This window comes from Moraxella sp. ZY210820 (assembly GCF_030674635.1).
Taxonomy (GTDB): domain Bacteria; phylum Pseudomonadota; class Gammaproteobacteria; order Pseudomonadales; family Moraxellaceae; genus Acinetobacter.
On the sequence record NZ_CP089978.1, the window covers coordinates 1,568,336 to 1,586,063 of the forward strand.

Here is a 17,728-nt window from a genome sequence, read left to right on the forward strand (position 1 = left end):
TAATTATTCCTACCAATCAACATATGCAATATCATATCGATGTTTTTATTAATGCTCTTTTATCATAAAAAACTAAATATACAACTAAAATGTGGATAATTTACTCAATTATCCACATTTTTAATTTAGCCACGCTTAAATTTCTTTTCCGCCTTTTTAAACTTCTGAATATATCTTCTACGGCGAGCCGCAACTTTTTCATCCACTTGCGATTTACGCCCTTCAAATGGATTTTCCGAAGTTTTAAAGTCGATTTTTACGGGTGTACCTTCCAGTTTATACACTTTACGGAACACATTTTCCAAGTAACGGCGATAATCAGCAGGCGTTTTATCCACTTTATTACCATGAATCACAATGGTTGGTGGATTTTGTCCGCCCATGTGTGCATAACGCATTTTAATCATACGTCCTGCCACTTTTGGTGGCGGGTGATTATCTGTTGCATCTTTAAGAATTTGCGTTAATTTTGCTGGTGTTACTTTTAAAGTCGCAGACGCATATGCACGATGAATTGATGGATATAAATCGCCCACACCCGTGCCATGTAAAGCGGAAATTAAGTGAATTTTCGCCCATGGAATAAAGTCAAAACGTGTTTCAACTGCTTCTTTCACTAAACGGCGAGCATATTCGTCCATACCGTCCCACTTGTTGATGGCAATCACAATTGCACGTCCTGCTTCCAAAGCATAACCGATTAAGTGTAAATCTTGCTCAACAATACCCTCACGAGCATCAACAACGACAACAACGACATGAGCATCTTTAATTGCTTGTAAAGTTTTGACAATCGAAAATTTCTCAATCGTATCATCAACCTTACCTTTACGGCGAACACCTGCGGTATCAATCAAGGTATATTTACGCTCATTGCGTTCATAAGGAATATAAATTGAATCTCGTGTTGTACCTGCCATATCAAACACGACTACACGCTCTTCACCCAATAAGCGATTGACTAAAGTCGATTTACCCACATTTGGACGACCAATAATTGCTAAGCGTAAGCCTGTATCTTGTTCTAATTCATCAAGATTTTCATCTTCAGGAATATCCGCCAGCACTTCTTCCAACATTTGTGCAACGCCACGCCCATGACTGGCTGCGACATGAATTGGTTCGCCAAAACCGAGTTTAAAAAACTCAACTGTTGCCGCTTCAGCGTGTACACCATCGACTTTATTGGCAACCAAAAACACTTTTTTGCCTAATGTACGCAATTCTCGAGCAATTTGTTCATCCGATGCCAATAAGCCCGCACGAGCATCGACCACAAAAATCACAATATCTGCTTCATGAATCGCTGTTTTTGACTGCTCCGCCATATATGCATCAATGCCGTTTTCACTTTCGCCAATACCACCCGTATCCACAACAATAAATGACTTATTTTCATAAGTCGCATCGCCATATTTACGGTCTCGGGTTAAGCCTGCAAAATCAGCAACCAACGCATCACGGCTTTTAGTAATTTGGTTAAATAAGGTTGATTTTCCGACATTTGGTCGTCCAATCAAAGCAATTACAGGTTTCATATATTAAAATTTCCAAACACTAAATTCGCCTTTATGAGTTGAAGCATAAAGTCGATTATCATCAACATATAAATAGCTGACCCCACCCTTAGTCTTAGCACGTCCTATAATATCGCCACTTTCAGGATTTACTATATGTAACACCCCTTCTAAATCGCCTACAATAATATATCCATCAAGCAAAACAGGATTACTTAATTTACGATTTGCCAATTGTTCATTTGACCAAATCACACGACCAGATACCAAATCATACGCCGTTAAATAACCATTGCTACGACTAACATAAACTTTTTCATTATCACTTGCTGGAGATTGATTACTACTTACGTCTTCTGACCATAAAGTACGTTGCTGATTTAAATCAGTTACTGTTAATTGCCCTTGATAACTTGTTGTTATTAATAATGAACCAATTAAAAGTGGTTCGCCATCAATATCAATGACACGGTTAATTTCTGAACGTCCATCACTTACAGCAACACGGCGTTGAATCATTGCCATACCACTTACACCATCAATGACCACAATATGACCATTACTGCCTGTTACTACAACACTACGCCCATCAGCCGAAATTGGTGCAGCTTGTCCACGCAAGCCAAATTGATTATGTGGTAATTTATATGCCCATAATTGTTGTCCTGACTTCACATCATGTGCATAAACAGTACCATCATTGGTAATAGTAATGACACGTCCCATTTGAATGAGTGATGGTGCTAAAACTGATGACCCCAATTCAGCACGCCATAGGATTTGACCATTGCTTGCATCTAACGCAAATAATTCACCTTTTAAATTGGCAACCGCAACCACACCTTCAGCAACTTCAACACCTGCTGATAAACCACGTTTACTCACTTTAGTTTCCCATAAACGTGATTTACCTTTATAAGCGGTTACAATACCCTTAGGATTAATCACAAAATCAATCCCTTGCTCAGATTCAATACGTAAACGCAAGGCTTGAGCTTTATGTACTGCCGATACATTATAATCAGCAATTAATGATAATTGCTTTTGTTGCTGTTCTAATTTAACCAATTTTGCAGGTTTATTATCAACCTTAACTGTATCATTTTTACCGCAAGCTGTGAGGGTTAAACTCGCTAAGACCATCGCCAATAAAGTGCGTTTTTTAACCATATATTTCATCATTATTCCTTCTCTGCTGTTAATTGAGTTTCAGCATTTACACTAACAGGAGTTTCCATTGTTGCAGTTAAAATTGGCTGTGGGAAATTCGGTTCATCAACTTGTACCCCTACACTTTCCAATTTCATACGCAAAATAGCACTATCTTCTTCACGTTTCAACAAACTATCCCAAGCAGTTTGATATGCTTTTTGAGCAGATTCAGTGTCTTTTTTTGCCACATAAATATCGCCTTTACGCTCTTCAACCGTTGATGTAAATGCTTCTGTTTTGACTTTAGCCAATGTTGCTAAAGCATCATCTAACTTATCTTGAGCCACTTGCACATTTGCTAAACGTAAATGTACAATTGCCACCAAACCTTCATCATCTACTTTTGATGAATCAACTTGTAACAATGCTTTTTCTGCTGATGCATAATCTTCACGTTGATAAGCTTGATCAGCAATCACAAGTTGTGCCAGAATCGCCTGTGCAGAATCAGGCGCTTCTTGTGTAATTTTATCTGCTGTACCTGCAAAACCCGATAATGCAGTTGTTACATCCGCTTGTTGCGTATCATTCATTAATTGCTGAACAGTTGCTGTACTACGTTCATACTCTGCACTTTTCTGTTGTTGCCAATAGCTCCAGCCCCCCACACCGACTACTGTGGCAAAAATACCACCTACAATTAACACACCATAACTTTTCATAAAATTACGAATTGTTTCAATTTGTTGTGCTTCACTACTCATCGCAACCTCAAATTTTATTATCACTTTTTGATCAAAATATCATTCAATCATCGCCATTATTATAAAAGAGAAATAACAACAACAATATGTAGTTTTGGTTATTTCTCTGTACAAAGTTTCAAAAAATCCACTTTAATTTAGATGATGGTATAAAGAATCTGCTAATTGTACAATATCTATCAAAGTTTGCTCACCATTTTGCAAATTTTTCACCAAAATCTGTTGAGATTGCCATTCACGTTCACCTAAAATCAAGGCAAATTTTGCGCCTGACTGGTCGGCTTTTTTCATTTGGCTTTTTAAACTGCCTTGCGAACCTGTTTTCAGACGGATTTTTTGTCCTTGCGTATCAAAATCATCACGCAACTGCTCCGCCAAAACCAAGGCTTGAGCTTGATAAGCAGGTTCTGCTACTAAAAACACATCGCATTCACTTTGCTGTTCATCGTTTAATTGTTGCTCAAGTAACAATAATAAACGTTCCATACCCATTGCAAAACCAAAGGCTGGCACAGATTGGTCAGCTTTACCTTTTAATTGTCCGACTAAACCATCATAACGTCCACCTGCACATACTGTACCTTGTGAACCGAGATGCGTTGTTGTCCATTCAAACACGGTTTTATTATAATAATCTAAACCACGCACCAATTTTTGATTGATGATAAACTCAACACCTGCTTGACGTAAATACTCTTGCAACTGATTGAAATGATTAAGACTTTCTTCTTGTAAAAAGTCATGTAATTTTGGTGCATTTTGCAAAATCTGTTGCGTTTTTTCGATTTTACTATCTAAAATACGTAATGGATTGGTGGTTAAACGACGTTGGCTATCTTCATCTAAATCTGCTTTAAATTCAGTGAGATAATTCACCAAAGCATCACGATAAGCCTTACGCTCATGGATTTCACCAAGCGTATTCAACTCTAATTGCACTTTATCCGCCACGCCCATACGTTTCCACAAACGAGCCGTCATTAAAATCACTTCTGCATCAATATCAGGCGTTGCCACGCCAAAAGTTTCCACACCAAATTGATGAAATTGACGATAACGTCCTTTTTGCGGTTTTTCATAGCGGAACATAGGTCCCACATACCACACTCGTGGCGTTGCCCCACGCAATAAATTATGCTCCAGCATCGCACGCACACAACCTGCCGTCCCTTCTGGACGTAAGGTCAAACTATCTGGCGGGGTACTTTTATCCAAAAAAGTGTACATTTCTTTTTCGACAATGTCAGTCGCATCGCCAATCGCACGAGCAAATAAACCTGTTTGCTCCACAATCGGTAAACGGATTTGTTGATAGCCATAACTATCCATTAGTTCAGCTAACACTTGTTCTAACTTTCGCCAAGCCATTGTTTGACTTGGTAAAATATCGTTAAAACCTTTGATTGATGTAATGGTACTCATCTTTTATCTCTCTTCAATACTCATTTATTTAGATAACTGTTCTTGATAGTGTTTATCTAACTCTTTCATTTCTTTAGGACTTGGTTTACTAATTTGCGTTCTTAATACACGCAAGGTCATACCATCTTTTAAACAATGTGGCTCGGCAATTTGTGCAAATTCAAATGGATTTTTTTCATCATAAGTGACCTCATCAAAACCATTGGAAAAAATCCAATCGCCAACTTTAAATTCCTGTTCACGAATCACCAAGACTTGTTTTTCTGCATTCCAATGTGTTACACCACTTGGGAAAACCGTTAAATCCGTATCACTTAAACCTAAACAACCATTTTTATTTTCCAGTTTTGTCCAACCTGCAGGTTGAATTTCTGGTTCGCCTTTATCTTCAAAAGGATAAGCAAAATATTGACCTTGTGGCACGGCGAGTTTTTTACTAAACATCGTACCCAAATAGACAATATTTCGCCCTTCTTGTAAACATTGTGATTGAGCTTGTTTGATAAATTGATGTTGTTTTTTCACTGAATAAGGTTCATGACGCAGATAATTGCTAAAAATATAATCACCTAAACGATATTCATCATTATATACTGTTAAAATTTGCTTTTGCTCATTCCAACTGGTAATGCTATCAGGAAATACAGGAATTGAATATCGACCATCATCATGTTTAATCAATAAACAACGATTTTCCATCACCACACGCCCTAAAAAGGCAGGGGCATCTTCTTCTCCACCAGCTTTTAAATCCCAAGAAAAATAAGGGCTTAGCTGTTTAATAATGGCTTGTGTATTCACATCATCTTTAGGTACATCTTGGGCTGATGGACTATTTTGCGTGTTTGATGAACAGCCATAGAAAGCCATTGTAATACCTAAAATTAACGAGATTTTTTTAATATTCATCATCATTACAACACTCTCTAATAACCATCTATCTGCACAACATATTTTAGCCCTAAGTTTAATTTTTACTTTAAACTTAAGATTTTTCTTGAACCATTTATAATAATGGTGACTATAGCCATACCAATCAATAAATCAGGTAATGGTGATTTAAAATACCATACAGCTAAACCAGCAACAATCACTCCACAGTTAATCAACACATCATTTGCAGAAAAAATATAACTTGCTTTCATGTGTACACCATCATTTTGGCGTTGAGCAACTAAATACAAACAAATCACATTACCAATCAAAGCAATACAACTCATCGTAATCATCAAAAATGATATTGGCTCTGAACCAAACCAATAACGGCGAATAATATCAATCAACAGTAATATTGCTAAAGTTAATTGCGTAAATCCAGCAATTTTACTTGCTTGTTTTTGTAAGGCTAAAGATTTTCCTACCGCATATAAAGCAATACCATAAACCAAAGCATCAGCTAACATATCTAAGGCATCACCTAATAAACCCGTAGATTTTGCCCATAACCCTGTCATCAATTCCAATAAAAATAACGTAAAGTTAATCATCAACAGGATTTTTAAAATCTTCTTTTGTGATTGCTCATCATTTTTTGTATCAGCTTGATAAACCTGTAGAGAACTGTCCAATAAGGTCATATTATATTGTAAACTATCTAATTTTAATGATATTTCATCAATATTATTTAGTTTATGCCAGACTGTTACTTGTCGTTGTGCTAAATTGAATTGTACATCTTGAATATATATTAAATCAGCCAAAACCATTCTTACCATGTGTTCTTCAGCAGAACAATCCATTTTTGCCAAATGATACACAGTTTTATATAATTCTTGTCCAAGCAAAGTTGATTTATTTATTTCTTCTGTTGCTTGAACAGTTTCTGAACTACACCCACAACAAGATGAATTTTTTTGACAACTCATTTAATATTACCTTCAACAAAAATCATCAAATCAATCACCCACCAACACGAATAATTTCTTTGGCTTTCGCCTCTTCCGTATCTTTAACACGCTGACGTACCATCGCTTCAATTTCATCAACCAAACGATTGGTATCAATCAAATGACTTTTTTCACCATTACGATACACTAGCGAACGTGGCATTGCCCCCACCACACCAATATCCGCTTCTTTGGCTTCTCCCGGTCCATTCACTTTACAACCAATCACCGACACGTCCATTGGCGTACGCACATCTTCAAGACGCTCTTCCAACATTTGCATGACTTTAATCACGTTAAATTCTTGACGGCTACAGCTTGGACAGGCGATAAAGTTAATACCATTAGAACGTAGGCTCAACGATTTTAAAATATCAAAACCAATTTTAATTTCTTCTTCAGGTTCGGCAGCCAATGAAATTCGCATGGTATCGCCAATGCCATCGAGTAATAAACCACCCAATGCAATTGCTGATTTTACCGTTCCTGTACGATAAATCCCCGCTTCAGTTACCCCCAAATGCAACGGACAATCCACTTGGGCGGAAAGCAAGCGATAAGCATCTAACGTTAAAAATACATTTGATGCTTTAACGCTGATTTTATATTCATGGAAATTTAACTTATCTAAAATATCAATATGACGTAAGGCAGATTCTAACAAGGCTTCGCCAGTTGGCTCACCATATTTTTTTTGTAAATCTTTTTCCAATGAACCAGCATTCACGCCAATACGCATAGAAATTCCATGATGACGTGCCGCTGCGACCACTTCTCGTACTTTTTCATCAGAACCAATATTACCAGGGTTAATCCGCAAACAATCTGCACCATAATCTGCCACTGCTAAGGCAATTTTATAGTCAAAATGAATATCTGCAATTAATGGGACATTTACACGTTTACGAATTTCACCAAAGGCTTGAGCAGCTTCCATACTTGGTACGGAAACACGCATCATATCTGCACCTGCATTGACACAACGCTCAATTTGAGCCACTGTTGCATCAACATCACAGGTTTCAGTATTGGTCATACTTTGCACAGAAATAGGGGCATCGCCACCGACATAGACTGAACCGACACGAATTTTTCGTGTTTTACGGCGAACGATTGGATTATGAATCATAACAATAAGACCTATTTTTGTTCAAAGTGTAAAATAAAATAAATATGATTAACATCTTGATGCACAAATCTACAATAACTCTATAAAATCAATAAGTTACCATACATCAAGAATTACATCAGCATATTTAAAATACGTTATCAGCCATTAGCGTGCTAAACGGAAATCAACTTTACCATTGACCATACGTTTTGATAAATCAATATTTTCATCATTCAAACGTAAAGTCGCCACAGTCGCATCATCAATACGAACACGGAATGGAGCTTGACCAGTCAATTCTAAACTATTACTTTGACGACCAGTTGCTAATACTTTACCTTTTGCATCTTCAATATGCACTGAAGTTGGACGTGTAAATGATAAATACAACTTTTCTCCACTCATCTCTACCGCATTTACTTGAGTAGTACCACGTGTTGTTGTACCTGTATTTAAATCAATCACTTCAATTTGTGCATTATCTGTATTGGCATTTTGTTTTTTAGATGACACTGATTTAACAATTACTGTCATAATACCTAATACAATTAATAAAGCAATCGCATAGCCCAACCATTTCTTCCAATCCATTGCAATTGGATTTTTAGGGCTTGCCAACTTACCTTTCATTTGCACAGGAGAATCTGTTAGTTTTTGTACCGTAGCACGCCCAGTATGAGCAGTATAAACACGGTCAAAACTTGAAACCACCTCATCTGCATCGACTTGCAAATAAGTGGCATAAGCACGATAAAACCCCTTAATAAAAGTTGCTTCTGGCAAATGTTGATAATCACCTTGCTCTAAAGCTGTTAAAGTTTTCACAGGAATGGTCAAATCTTTTGCAACTTGAGCCAAATCTAACTTTTTACTTTTACGAATTTTCGCCAAATATTCACCAGGTTGTTGGATTTTCGGTTCTGTTGAATCAGGCATTGGAGCTGAATTTGGAGTTACTTCCATACGACCTCTGAACTATCTTTAAGTTTTAAATAACGTTGATATTCGACACTATCAGGATATAATGCACGCATTTGATTTGCTAAAATTTGTACTTTGGTTTTATCATTAAAAGCACGTGCAATACGCAACTCAATCCACAATGCACGAGAATTTAATTGTTCCTTACCTACACGGCGTGAAAATTGCTCATAAGCAGCTGCCGCACTGTTAAAATCTTTCTTTAAATAAAAAATTTCAGCCAACTCAAAATATGCAGCAGGAGAACCCGAACGGTCTGCTTGTATCGATTGCTTAAATGCTTGCTCGGCATTATTTAAATCATTTAATGCCAAATATACCATACCTAAATTTTCTAAAGCTACCGCACGTTGTTCATAACCCAATGTTGTTCCCGCAATTTTTAAATTTTCAATCGCAGCGGCATATTTTTTAATCATAAATAAATATGTACCATAATTAAGACGAATGCGTGCATTTTTAGGGTCAGCACTTACCGCAGTACGATAATATTGTTCAGCTTTGGCGATATTTGTTGGACTACCCTCTGTTTGCAACAATACCCCCATCATCATATTTGCTTCAGCACTGCGTGAGTTAATTTGTAATGCCTGATCAAGTGAGCGTTTTGCCGCATCTAAATCACCAGAACGGATATATTCAGCAGCCAATTGTGTGCGTGTTTGGATTGCACGTTCAGGGTCTTTCTTCACTTCCTTTTGTACAGGTGCACCTATTACTGTTGTTGTTTCACAGCCAACCAGTCCAATTGAACTTATTGTAGCAATAAGCATAAAACTCAACCACTTTTGTTGCATCATTTTTACCGTCCTCTTTTAACTTGATACTCGTAAAATTTCATATTGTGCTGCAACCTTCTTTTTCCATTGCTCTGCACGGCGTGTACGATCTGCTACTTGTCCTACCAATTGCCCACAAGCTGCATCAATATCATCGCCTCGTGTTTGACGAATAGTACATACAAAACCTGCATCTGACAACTTTTGTTGAAATGCTAAAATCCGATTACGACTTGAGCGTTCATATGGTGCATGTGGAAATGGATTAAATGGAATAAGATTGATTTTACTCGGTAAATCTTTCAACAAATCAATCATTTGTTGAGCATGTTCTAAAGAGTCATTGACACCACTCAACATCACATATTCAATAGTAACGTGTTTACGAGAGCTTTCGTTACCATCTTTTGAAATATAGCGTTTTGCAGAATCAATGAGCTGTCTTAACGGATATTTTTTATTAATCGGCACAAGTTCATTACGCAACTCATCATTGGGTGCGTGCAAAGAAATCGCCAAAGCCACATCTAACTCTTCAGCCAATTTATCAATCATTGGCACTATACCAGATGTCGATAAAGTTACACGGCGTTTCGACATACCATAAGCATAATCATCAAGCATTAAACTCATTGCCGAAACCACAGGCTTAAAATTCAACAAAGGCTCTCCCATACCCATCATCACCACATTGGTTACAGAACGCTCACGTTCATTAACAGGTACATCTTCCATATAAGATAAATTCGCCTGCCACAACTGTCCAATAATTTCTGCTGTGGTCAAATCACGTTGAAAACCCTGTTTTCCTGTTGAGCAAAATGAACAATCCAACGCACAACCTACTTGCGATGAAATACATAAAGTTTTACGACTACCCGTTTTATCTTCAGCAGGAATCAGCACTGTTTCAACTAATGAACCCTCGCCTTCACCTACACGAAAAACCCATTTACGTGTACCATCTTTAGAATAATTTTTATGCACAATTTCAGGTGCTTTAATTTCACATAACTCAGCCAAACGAGTACGCAATTTTGCTGAAATATTAGTCATTTGTTCAAAATCAGTAACAAAAAACTGATGAATCCATTTCATTACTTGCGTTGCACGGAATTTTTTCTCGCCAATACTTTCAAAAAATTGCTCCATTTCAACACGAGACATGCCTAACAAATTGACTTTTGCCACTTGTTGTGTCGAGTTTAATGTCATCAATTCGGTGTTAAGCATAAAAAATACCCAATAAAAGAATAAGATATAAATTAAAAAATAAATACACTCTACTATACCACAAAATCATACAAATAAAAAACCAGATAAATGTAAATACTTATCTGGTTTTTATGTTTGATTGATTTTTATCTCATCAAAACTCGTTGATAAATTAACGAGTGCGTGGGAAAATTTCTTCAGCAGTAAAGAAATAAGCAATTTCACGCTCTGCAGATGCAACAGAATCAGAACCGTGAGCAGCATTTTCATCAATACTTACTGCGAAATCAGCACGGATTGTACCTTTTTCAGCTTGAGCTGGGTTAGTCGCACCTAAAATATCACGGTGAGCTAAAACAGCATTTTCACCTTCTAACACAGACACAACCACTGGACCAGAAGTCATAAAAGAAACTAAGTCAGCAAAGAAACCACGTTCTTTATGTTCAGCATAGAAACCTTCAGCTTCCTGTTGAGTTAAGTGTTTATATTTCATTGCAACTGGTTTTAAACCTGCTTTTTCAAAACGAGCAACGATGTCGCCAATGTGGTTTTTACCAACTGCATCTGGCTTAATAATAGATAATGTACGTTCAATTGCCATGATAAACTCCGCAATATTAACTTTAAAAATAAAAATGGTACATTATTATAGCGATATTTTTTATTTTTTTCAGTAGTTTTTAATTATTTTTTATATTCTTATTAAAATATTAAATATTTTCAATAAGTTAATTATAAAATATCATCTATAAAACTATATAAATTAAAACACATAAAAAACTTATGATTTTTTTGATAAAAGCCATAGATTTTATACAAAATTATGCTAAAATAAAAATACAAATAGATACAGCTTAACAGCTTAACAGCTTAACAGCTTAACAGCTTAACAGCTTAACAAAGTTGTATGTTTTTTCTCTATTTTATGCAACAGGTATTCAATGATGAACCATATCTATCGTGTAATTTTTAACCATGCACTCGGTGTATGGCAATCCGTTTCTGAAAAAGCTAAAGCTCGTGGCAAATCTTCAAGTAAAGCAATTAAAGCAGTGGTAATGGCAGTTGCAGTAGCAAGTTCTAGTGTAGCGGTGGCGAACCCGAATTTAGTTGAAATTAACCAAGACACCAGTTTTCGTAATCAAAACCAAACTTATGGCAATGATGTTGATGGTGTGGTAATTGCCCCTGAAAAATCAAATACAGTCACTGTATCACTTAATGCTCAAACATTACAACATACCGCAGTAGGTACACAACAAGAGCCTAAAGGTATTATTGTCGGCTCTCGTGGACAAGCAACTATCAATGCAAATGCTTCAAAAATTGATATTGCTGATACGCTCGTTTTAGGAGAGTCATCAAATTCGGATACACGTAATAGTCGTGGTGAAATCCATCTTGTAGCTGCAAGCGAATTAACTGTTGGTAATCTGCTCGAAGTCGGTCATAACGGCGAAGGGCAAATCGATGTTTATTCTGGAGGCAAGATTCAAGCGAATGAAATTATCTTAAGCTCACCAGATCATTATGGCGTAGCTCAAAATGACATTACAGGAATAATAAATGCTCATTCTCAAAGCTCAGTTAATGCGACTGAACGTATTATTATCGGCGAAACAGGCAAAGCTCGCATCTACCTTGATAATTCTAGCCTAACAACCAATACTTTAAAATTAGGTGAAGATGAAAAGTTAGCTAATGATGGGCAAGGTAAACAAAAAACTATCTTTGGTGATGGGCTTTTATCAACTTTGTCTTCTAAAATCCAAGCGAATCAAGTCTTTATTGGCGGAGAGGGGAGAGGAGAAATCTCTTTACAGGAAGATTCTCGTTTAGAAGCCGACAATATTTTTGTTGGTGGCAACGGACATGAAAATGTAAAAACTGATAGTTCTAAAGTCAATGCTCAATTAACCATAACCAACTCTATAGTTCAAACAGGCTCTTTAAGTCGTGGTAATGGTAATAATCTAGGTAAATCTCGTATAGATTTAATCAATGGTAAAATCATTTCAACGCAAGATATGGTTCTATTTGACAAATTTAGCAATAGTGACTACATTTTTTTAGGTACTGGTATTGATAATAGTAATGGTGCTACCTTTGATACCAATGGTTTTAATGTAAGTATTGCTCCAACCGCTGTTTTACAAACCTATAATAATTCTTTCAATAAGCATTCTGTTCGGGGTCGTCACGGCGGTTTAATCAAAGAAGGAGTTGGTACTTTAACAATTAATAGCAATAGTATCAAAGATTTACGAGCAGATTTAGCTGTTAATGCTGGCACACTTAAAATTGATGGTGATTATGCAATAAATGATAATCAAACTCTTTACATGGGTATAAAAAATGAAGCTGACTATGCCAAATTACTCGTAACTGGTAAATTAGATATTACTCAAGGTAAACTCGCTGTTTCTGCATCTGATTTAATCAAACAGCTCATTACTAGCCAAAGTACAACTGCTGAATGGAAAGATGTGGTAAAAGCAGGAACTTTAATAGGTGAGTTTAACGACTTTGTTGTGCTCGATAATAAAGGTAATGAAATTAATTCTTCTCGTATTGAAGAGCTTTATGATAATAATTCATTACATTTAGTTGTGAAAGCGAATAGTATTCCACCTACTCCAGTAACACCTACTCCAGTAACGCCTACTCCAGTAACGCCTACTCCAGTAACGCCTACTCCAGTAACGCCTACTCCAGTAACGCCTACTCCAGTAACGCCTACTCCAGTAACGCCTACTCCAGTAACGCCTACTCCAGTAACGCCTACTCCAGTAACGCCTACTCCAGTAACGCCTACTCCAGTAACGCCTACTCCAGTAACGCCTACTCCAGTAACGCCTACTCCAGTACTACTCCAGTAACGCCTACTCCAGTAACGCCTACTCCAGTAACTCCTAACGCCTACTCCAGTAACGCCTACTCCAGTAACGCCTACTCCAGTAACGCCTACTCCAGTAACGCCTACTCCAGTAACGCCTACTCCAGTAACGCCTACTCCAGTAACGCCTACTCCGAGTTTACCAAGTAGCCTTGACACATTTACCAATGCTGTCAATAACCTACATGTAACAAATGCACATAATATCGCCAATGCATTAGATAAAATTGCAAATGATATGACACCATTAACTGGTGCAGTTCATGCAATTTCAGCTGTAACAACGACTGATCAACAACGTGCTAATGTCGCTCAACAGTTACAACCAACTATCAATGCCCAAGCTCAACAACTTATTTTTGATATTCAAGAATTACCTGTTTTAGCTGTAACTGACCGTATTTTCCAAAACCGTAGCGACATTACGCAAGGTTCTGATAGTGGCGATAGCTATTCTCCATTTAAACGTAGCCAAGATTTAAGCAATCAAGTATGGTTACAAGGTATTGGTAAGCAACATAAAGGCGAACAAAAAGATAGCTTTGCAGGTTATGATGGTCATTCTTATGGTCTCGTTGTCGGTGCAGATGGTCTTGTGAGCGATAATTTACGTTTAGGTGTAGCATTAGGTTATTCTGATAGCGATATCGATAGCAAAGGCACAGCAAACAAACAAAACTTACAATCAAAATTGGTACAAGGCTTTGTTTATGGTGATTATGCAGTCAATGATAGTACGCATTTAAATGCTTTTGTTGGTTACGGTCAAGCTAATATTGATACCAAACGTGATATTAATTTAGTTGATATGGTTACAGGTCAAATTACCGCTGACTATGATGCAACTATTACGCAAGCAGGTATTGGCGTAGATTATCGTATTGGCTCAGCAAATCAGCATATTTCGCCTTATACTCAGTTACGTTATACGCGTGTAGCGAATGATGGTTATAGCGAAAAATCAAATGATGTTGCTGTAAATGCATTTGCAAATACTGTTGCTGAAAATAGCTCTGAAACATTACGTGCTACTGTTGGTGTACATTTTGCTCAACCATTAGCAAATAATGTACAGTTAATTGGTAATATTGCAGGTCATGCTGAACAAGGCAATCATTCAACCATTACTGCGTCATTTAATGGTGCACCAAGCGTACAATTTACTGAAACAGCCCAAGAAAAAGATAAATATTCTGGTTCTGTTGGTTTAGGTATCCGTGTACAACCAACGATTAACACAGAAATTTCAGGTCAATATCAAGGTGAATTTAGTAAAAATGCTGAACATCACGGTGGGTCGTTGTTGTTTAAGTATAAATTCTAAAAGCTAAGGTATCGTGGATATATTTTCCATGATACCTAATACATAAGGGCGAATAGATAATATGCTATTCGCCCTTATTTATGTAAAATTACAATTTAACGTACTTCATCAATCCACGCCATTTGAATCGCTTCTAAAATACCTTCAGTTGATTTTTCTGGGTCATCTTTAAAATCAGGTAAAGCACATACCCAAGCGTGTAAATCGGTAAAACGAATCCATTGCGGATCAGTATCTGGGTATAACTCACTCAACTCAATCGCAATTTCAATGCTGTCTGTCCAACGTAATGCCATAATCAATTCTCACTCTATTACTTTGATTGTAGTTGCATATAATCTAATAAAATATTAGATGCTTCAATCACAAATGCCTCTTCTTCAGGTAAAGCAGGACGTTGCGATGCTTTCATTTTAGCACGTTCTTCCGCCTGTGCATCAATCGCAGCCTGATAACTTTCCCAATTTGCATAAGGTTTTAGACCCGTTTCTTCACGGCGTGTATTTTCTGCCGCTAAAATCTTTTGTTCTTTGTCTAATAATTCAGCTTTACGTTGATGAATATCTAAAGAAACAATTTTCTTATCTTTATCAATTTCAGCTAAATCATGGCGAGTTTGTAACAACTTAAATTGTGGATTAAGTTTTACACGTTGTTGCGACATCGTCGTTAATGCCGTAACATAAGGCTGTACACTTCCCTCTCGCTTAAATGGTGCAGTTGGAATGGTATCCCATTGTAAAGCATTTTTTTGTTTGCTTTCTCCCCATTCTCCATTATAAATATCGACCAATTTAATATCTGGAATCACACCTTTATTTTGTGTACTTCCCCCTGTTACACGGTAGAATTTACGTTGTGTTAAGGTTGCTTGTCCATGTGCTAGACTATCAAGCTGAACTTGAGCTGTACCTTTACCTGTCGTTGTACTACCAATGACAATACCACGCCCATAATCTTGCACCGCAGCTGAATAAATTTCACTCGCAGAAGCAGAACCAAGATTAATTAGCACCGCTAATGGTCCATCATACAACTGTTTACCGCCATCATTATCTTCAAATACGCTGATACGACCATTACCATCACGGATTTGTACCACAGGTCCAGATTTAATGATTTGACCAATCATTTTATTCACTTCTTCTAGTGAACCACCAGGGTTATTACGCAAATCCACCACAATACCATCAACATTTTGGCTTGCTAAGGCTTTAAGTGCTTTTGCCGTATCTTCTGAAACAGAACGATATTCATTACCTTCACGTCTTGCACGATAATTGAGATAGAATGATGGAATTTCGATGACACCCATAGTATATTGTTTACCATCACGCTCCATATTAATGGTGCGATAGCGTAATCCCGAATCTTCTTCTTTAATCACATCACGTTCTAAAGTAACCAAACGTGCCTGATTTGAACCTTTACTTTGTAATTTTAAGGTTACTTTCGTACCACGTTTACCACGAATCACGCCAACTAATTCTGATGTTGTCCAGCCCACCACATCTTCCATTGGCTGACCATCTTGTGCAACCCCTAAAATACGGTCGCCTGCATAGACCTGACCTGATTTACTTGCAGGTCCGCCATCAACAATGGTTTCAATACGGATAAAATCTTCACTACCACGCTCTTGACGAATCGATACACCAATACCTTCCAGTTGCAATGAACTTTGGCGGTTCATCTCAATTGCATCAATCGGTGGAAAATAGCTACTATGAGGGTCATAGGTTGCCAATACCGCATTTAACGTTTTATCTAAGACATCATCACTTTTACTACGTTTCAATAAGCGGTCTAAATTACGTTGATAACGTTTTTGCAACGTTTGCACTGCGGTTAAATTATCAGCAGTACTTAAATCTTGACCATTAGCCAGTTCTGGATTTTCCGCTAAAGCTTTTTGTTTTGCTTGCTCTTCTTCTTTAGAAATCGTTAAATTAATTAATTGAGAAATCAATACCTTATGCCAATATTGTTTTAATTCTTGTTCAGTATTAAAAAATGGTGCTTTTTCACGGTCAGTATTTAAAGTTTCATCTTTGCGAGCTAAGTTTTGTGGCTTTTTTAACTCTGCCAACATAAATTCATAATATTGCTGTAAACGCTTGCGATAGGTTTCATGAATAGTAAAGGCAGGAATTAAATTGCCTTGTTTTAAATAATTACCAAAATTCGCCCCATATTGTTTTTGATATTGGCTCACTTCGCTAGCTAAAAATAAAGAATGGTCGCCATCTAAACTATCAATATACATATCTAACACACGTTTAGAGGTTTTTTCATCTAAACGCATATCCAAATAGTGTTGTTTATCAACTAAATTTGCCACTTGTTGTGAAACTAAAGTTTGTTCTTTACTTGGTTGTAAAGTTAATGCTTTTATTTGTTGGTCTGCAGCAATCGCTTGTTCAGTTGAAGACGAAAACAACCATGCGCCAACCGAAAGAGCAACCGCACCAGCTAATACTTGTAATTTCATATGTTTCATCATTCCCAGTCTATTTAAATTGATGATAAAATTTTCCTTAGTTTAACAAAAAATAAAGCCTAACGTGTAGTTTTTTTGCTAATTAAAATTCATGATATACGCATAATGATGAATTATTAAAAAAAATGTTCACTCAAATGCACAATTCATCTGATTGATGACGATTATTTTCTATATC

The 17,728-nt window shown here is 36.9% G+C and carries 14 protein-coding genes and 1 pseudogene; 2 read left to right on the top strand and 13 right to left on the bottom strand.

What is annotated here, in order from left to right:
• Positions 1-125: 125 nt before the first annotated feature.
• The 11 genes and pseudogenes from der to ndk form a co-directional block, all read right to left on the bottom strand.
• Positions 126-1,538: a ribosome biogenesis GTPase Der gene (gene der / locus LU301_RS07800; protein ID WP_305269472.1), complete on the bottom strand. Its 1,413-nt coding sequence runs from the start codon at positions 1,536-1,538 to the stop codon at positions 126-128.
• A 3-nt stretch (positions 1,539-1,541) separates the two neighbouring features.
• Entirely contained in the window at positions 1,542-2,687 is a 1,146-nt protein-coding gene (gene bamB / locus LU301_RS07805) for an outer membrane protein assembly factor BamB (protein WP_305274021.1), read from the bottom strand.
• 11 nt (positions 2,688-2,698) lie between these two features.
• Positions 2,699-3,433 (bottom strand): YfgM family protein, encoded by a 735-nt coding sequence (locus LU301_RS07810; protein WP_305269475.1) that lies wholly within the window; start codon positions 3,431-3,433, stop codon positions 2,699-2,701.
• A 132-nt stretch (positions 3,434-3,565) separates the two neighbouring features.
• The gene (hisS, locus tag LU301_RS07815; protein WP_305269479.1) at positions 3,566-4,855 is read right to left on the bottom strand and encodes a histidine--tRNA ligase; all 1,290 of its coding nucleotides are present in this window, start codon (positions 4,853-4,855) and stop codon (positions 3,566-3,568) included.
• 24 nt (positions 4,856-4,879) lie between these two features.
• On the bottom strand, positions 4,880-5,770 hold the full coding sequence (locus tag LU301_RS07820; protein WP_305269482.1) for a hypothetical protein: 891 nt from the start codon (positions 5,768-5,770) through the stop codon (positions 4,880-4,882).
• A gap of 59 nt (positions 5,771-5,829) precedes the next feature.
• Positions 5,830-6,720 carry a cation efflux transmembrane domain-containing protein gene (locus LU301_RS07825; protein WP_305269483.1) on the bottom strand — a complete coding sequence of 297 codons (891 nt, stop codon included), beginning with the start codon at positions 6,718-6,720 and terminating at the stop codon, positions 5,830-5,832.
• Positions 6,721-6,754: 34 nt separating this feature from the next.
• On the bottom strand, positions 6,755-7,870 hold the full coding sequence (ispG, locus tag LU301_RS07830; RefSeq protein WP_305269486.1) for a flavodoxin-dependent (E)-4-hydroxy-3-methylbut-2-enyl-diphosphate synthase: 1,116 nt from the start codon (positions 7,868-7,870) through the stop codon (positions 6,755-6,757).
• Between the two features lie 147 nt (positions 7,871-8,017).
• The gene (locus LU301_RS07835; protein WP_305269490.1) at positions 8,018-8,815 is read right to left on the bottom strand and encodes a helix-turn-helix domain-containing protein; all 798 of its coding nucleotides are present in this window, start codon (positions 8,813-8,815) and stop codon (positions 8,018-8,020) included.
• A complete protein-coding gene (gene pilW, locus LU301_RS07840) occupies positions 8,806-9,630 on the bottom strand; it encodes a type IV pilus biogenesis/stability protein PilW (protein WP_305274023.1) in 825 nt (274 codons plus the stop codon). The genes LU301_RS07835 and pilW overlap by 10 nt, the downstream gene beginning before the upstream one ends.
• Positions 9,631-9,648: 18 nt before the next feature.
• Positions 9,649-10,803, bottom strand: a pseudogene (rlmN, locus tag LU301_RS07845) (dual-specificity RNA methyltransferase RlmN); the annotation flags it as partial.
• A gap of 196 nt (positions 10,804-10,999) precedes the next feature.
• On the bottom strand, positions 11,000-11,431 hold the full coding sequence (gene ndk, locus LU301_RS07850; protein WP_305269492.1) for a nucleoside-diphosphate kinase: 432 nt from the start codon (positions 11,429-11,431) through the stop codon (positions 11,000-11,002).
• A gap of 343 nt (positions 11,432-11,774) precedes the next feature.
• Between ndk and LU301_RS07855 the strand changes: the two genes are divergently transcribed.
• Complete coding sequence (locus LU301_RS07855) at positions 11,775-13,709, top strand: ESPR domain-containing protein (protein WP_305269495.1); 1,935 nt, start codon at positions 11,775-11,777, stop codon at positions 13,707-13,709.
• Positions 13,710-13,964: 255 nt separating this feature from the next.
• On the top strand, positions 13,965-15,050 hold the full coding sequence (locus tag LU301_RS07860; RefSeq protein WP_305269497.1) for an autotransporter outer membrane beta-barrel domain-containing protein: 1,086 nt from the start codon (positions 13,965-13,967) through the stop codon (positions 15,048-15,050).
• Between the two features lie 95 nt (positions 15,051-15,145).
• Here the strand turns inward: LU301_RS07860 and iscX are convergent, their stop codons facing one another.
• Together iscX and LU301_RS07870 are read right to left on the bottom strand one after the other, a co-directional pair.
• Complete coding sequence (gene iscX, locus LU301_RS07865) at positions 15,146-15,346, bottom strand: Fe-S cluster assembly protein IscX (protein WP_305269500.1); 201 nt, start codon at positions 15,344-15,346, stop codon at positions 15,146-15,148.
• A gap of 17 nt (positions 15,347-15,363) precedes the next feature.
• Positions 15,364-17,541, bottom strand: a complete 2,178-nt coding sequence (locus tag LU301_RS07870) for a carboxy terminal-processing peptidase (RefSeq protein WP_305269503.1) — start codon at positions 17,539-17,541, stop codon at positions 15,364-15,366.
• Positions 17,542-17,728: the final 187 nt, after the last annotated feature.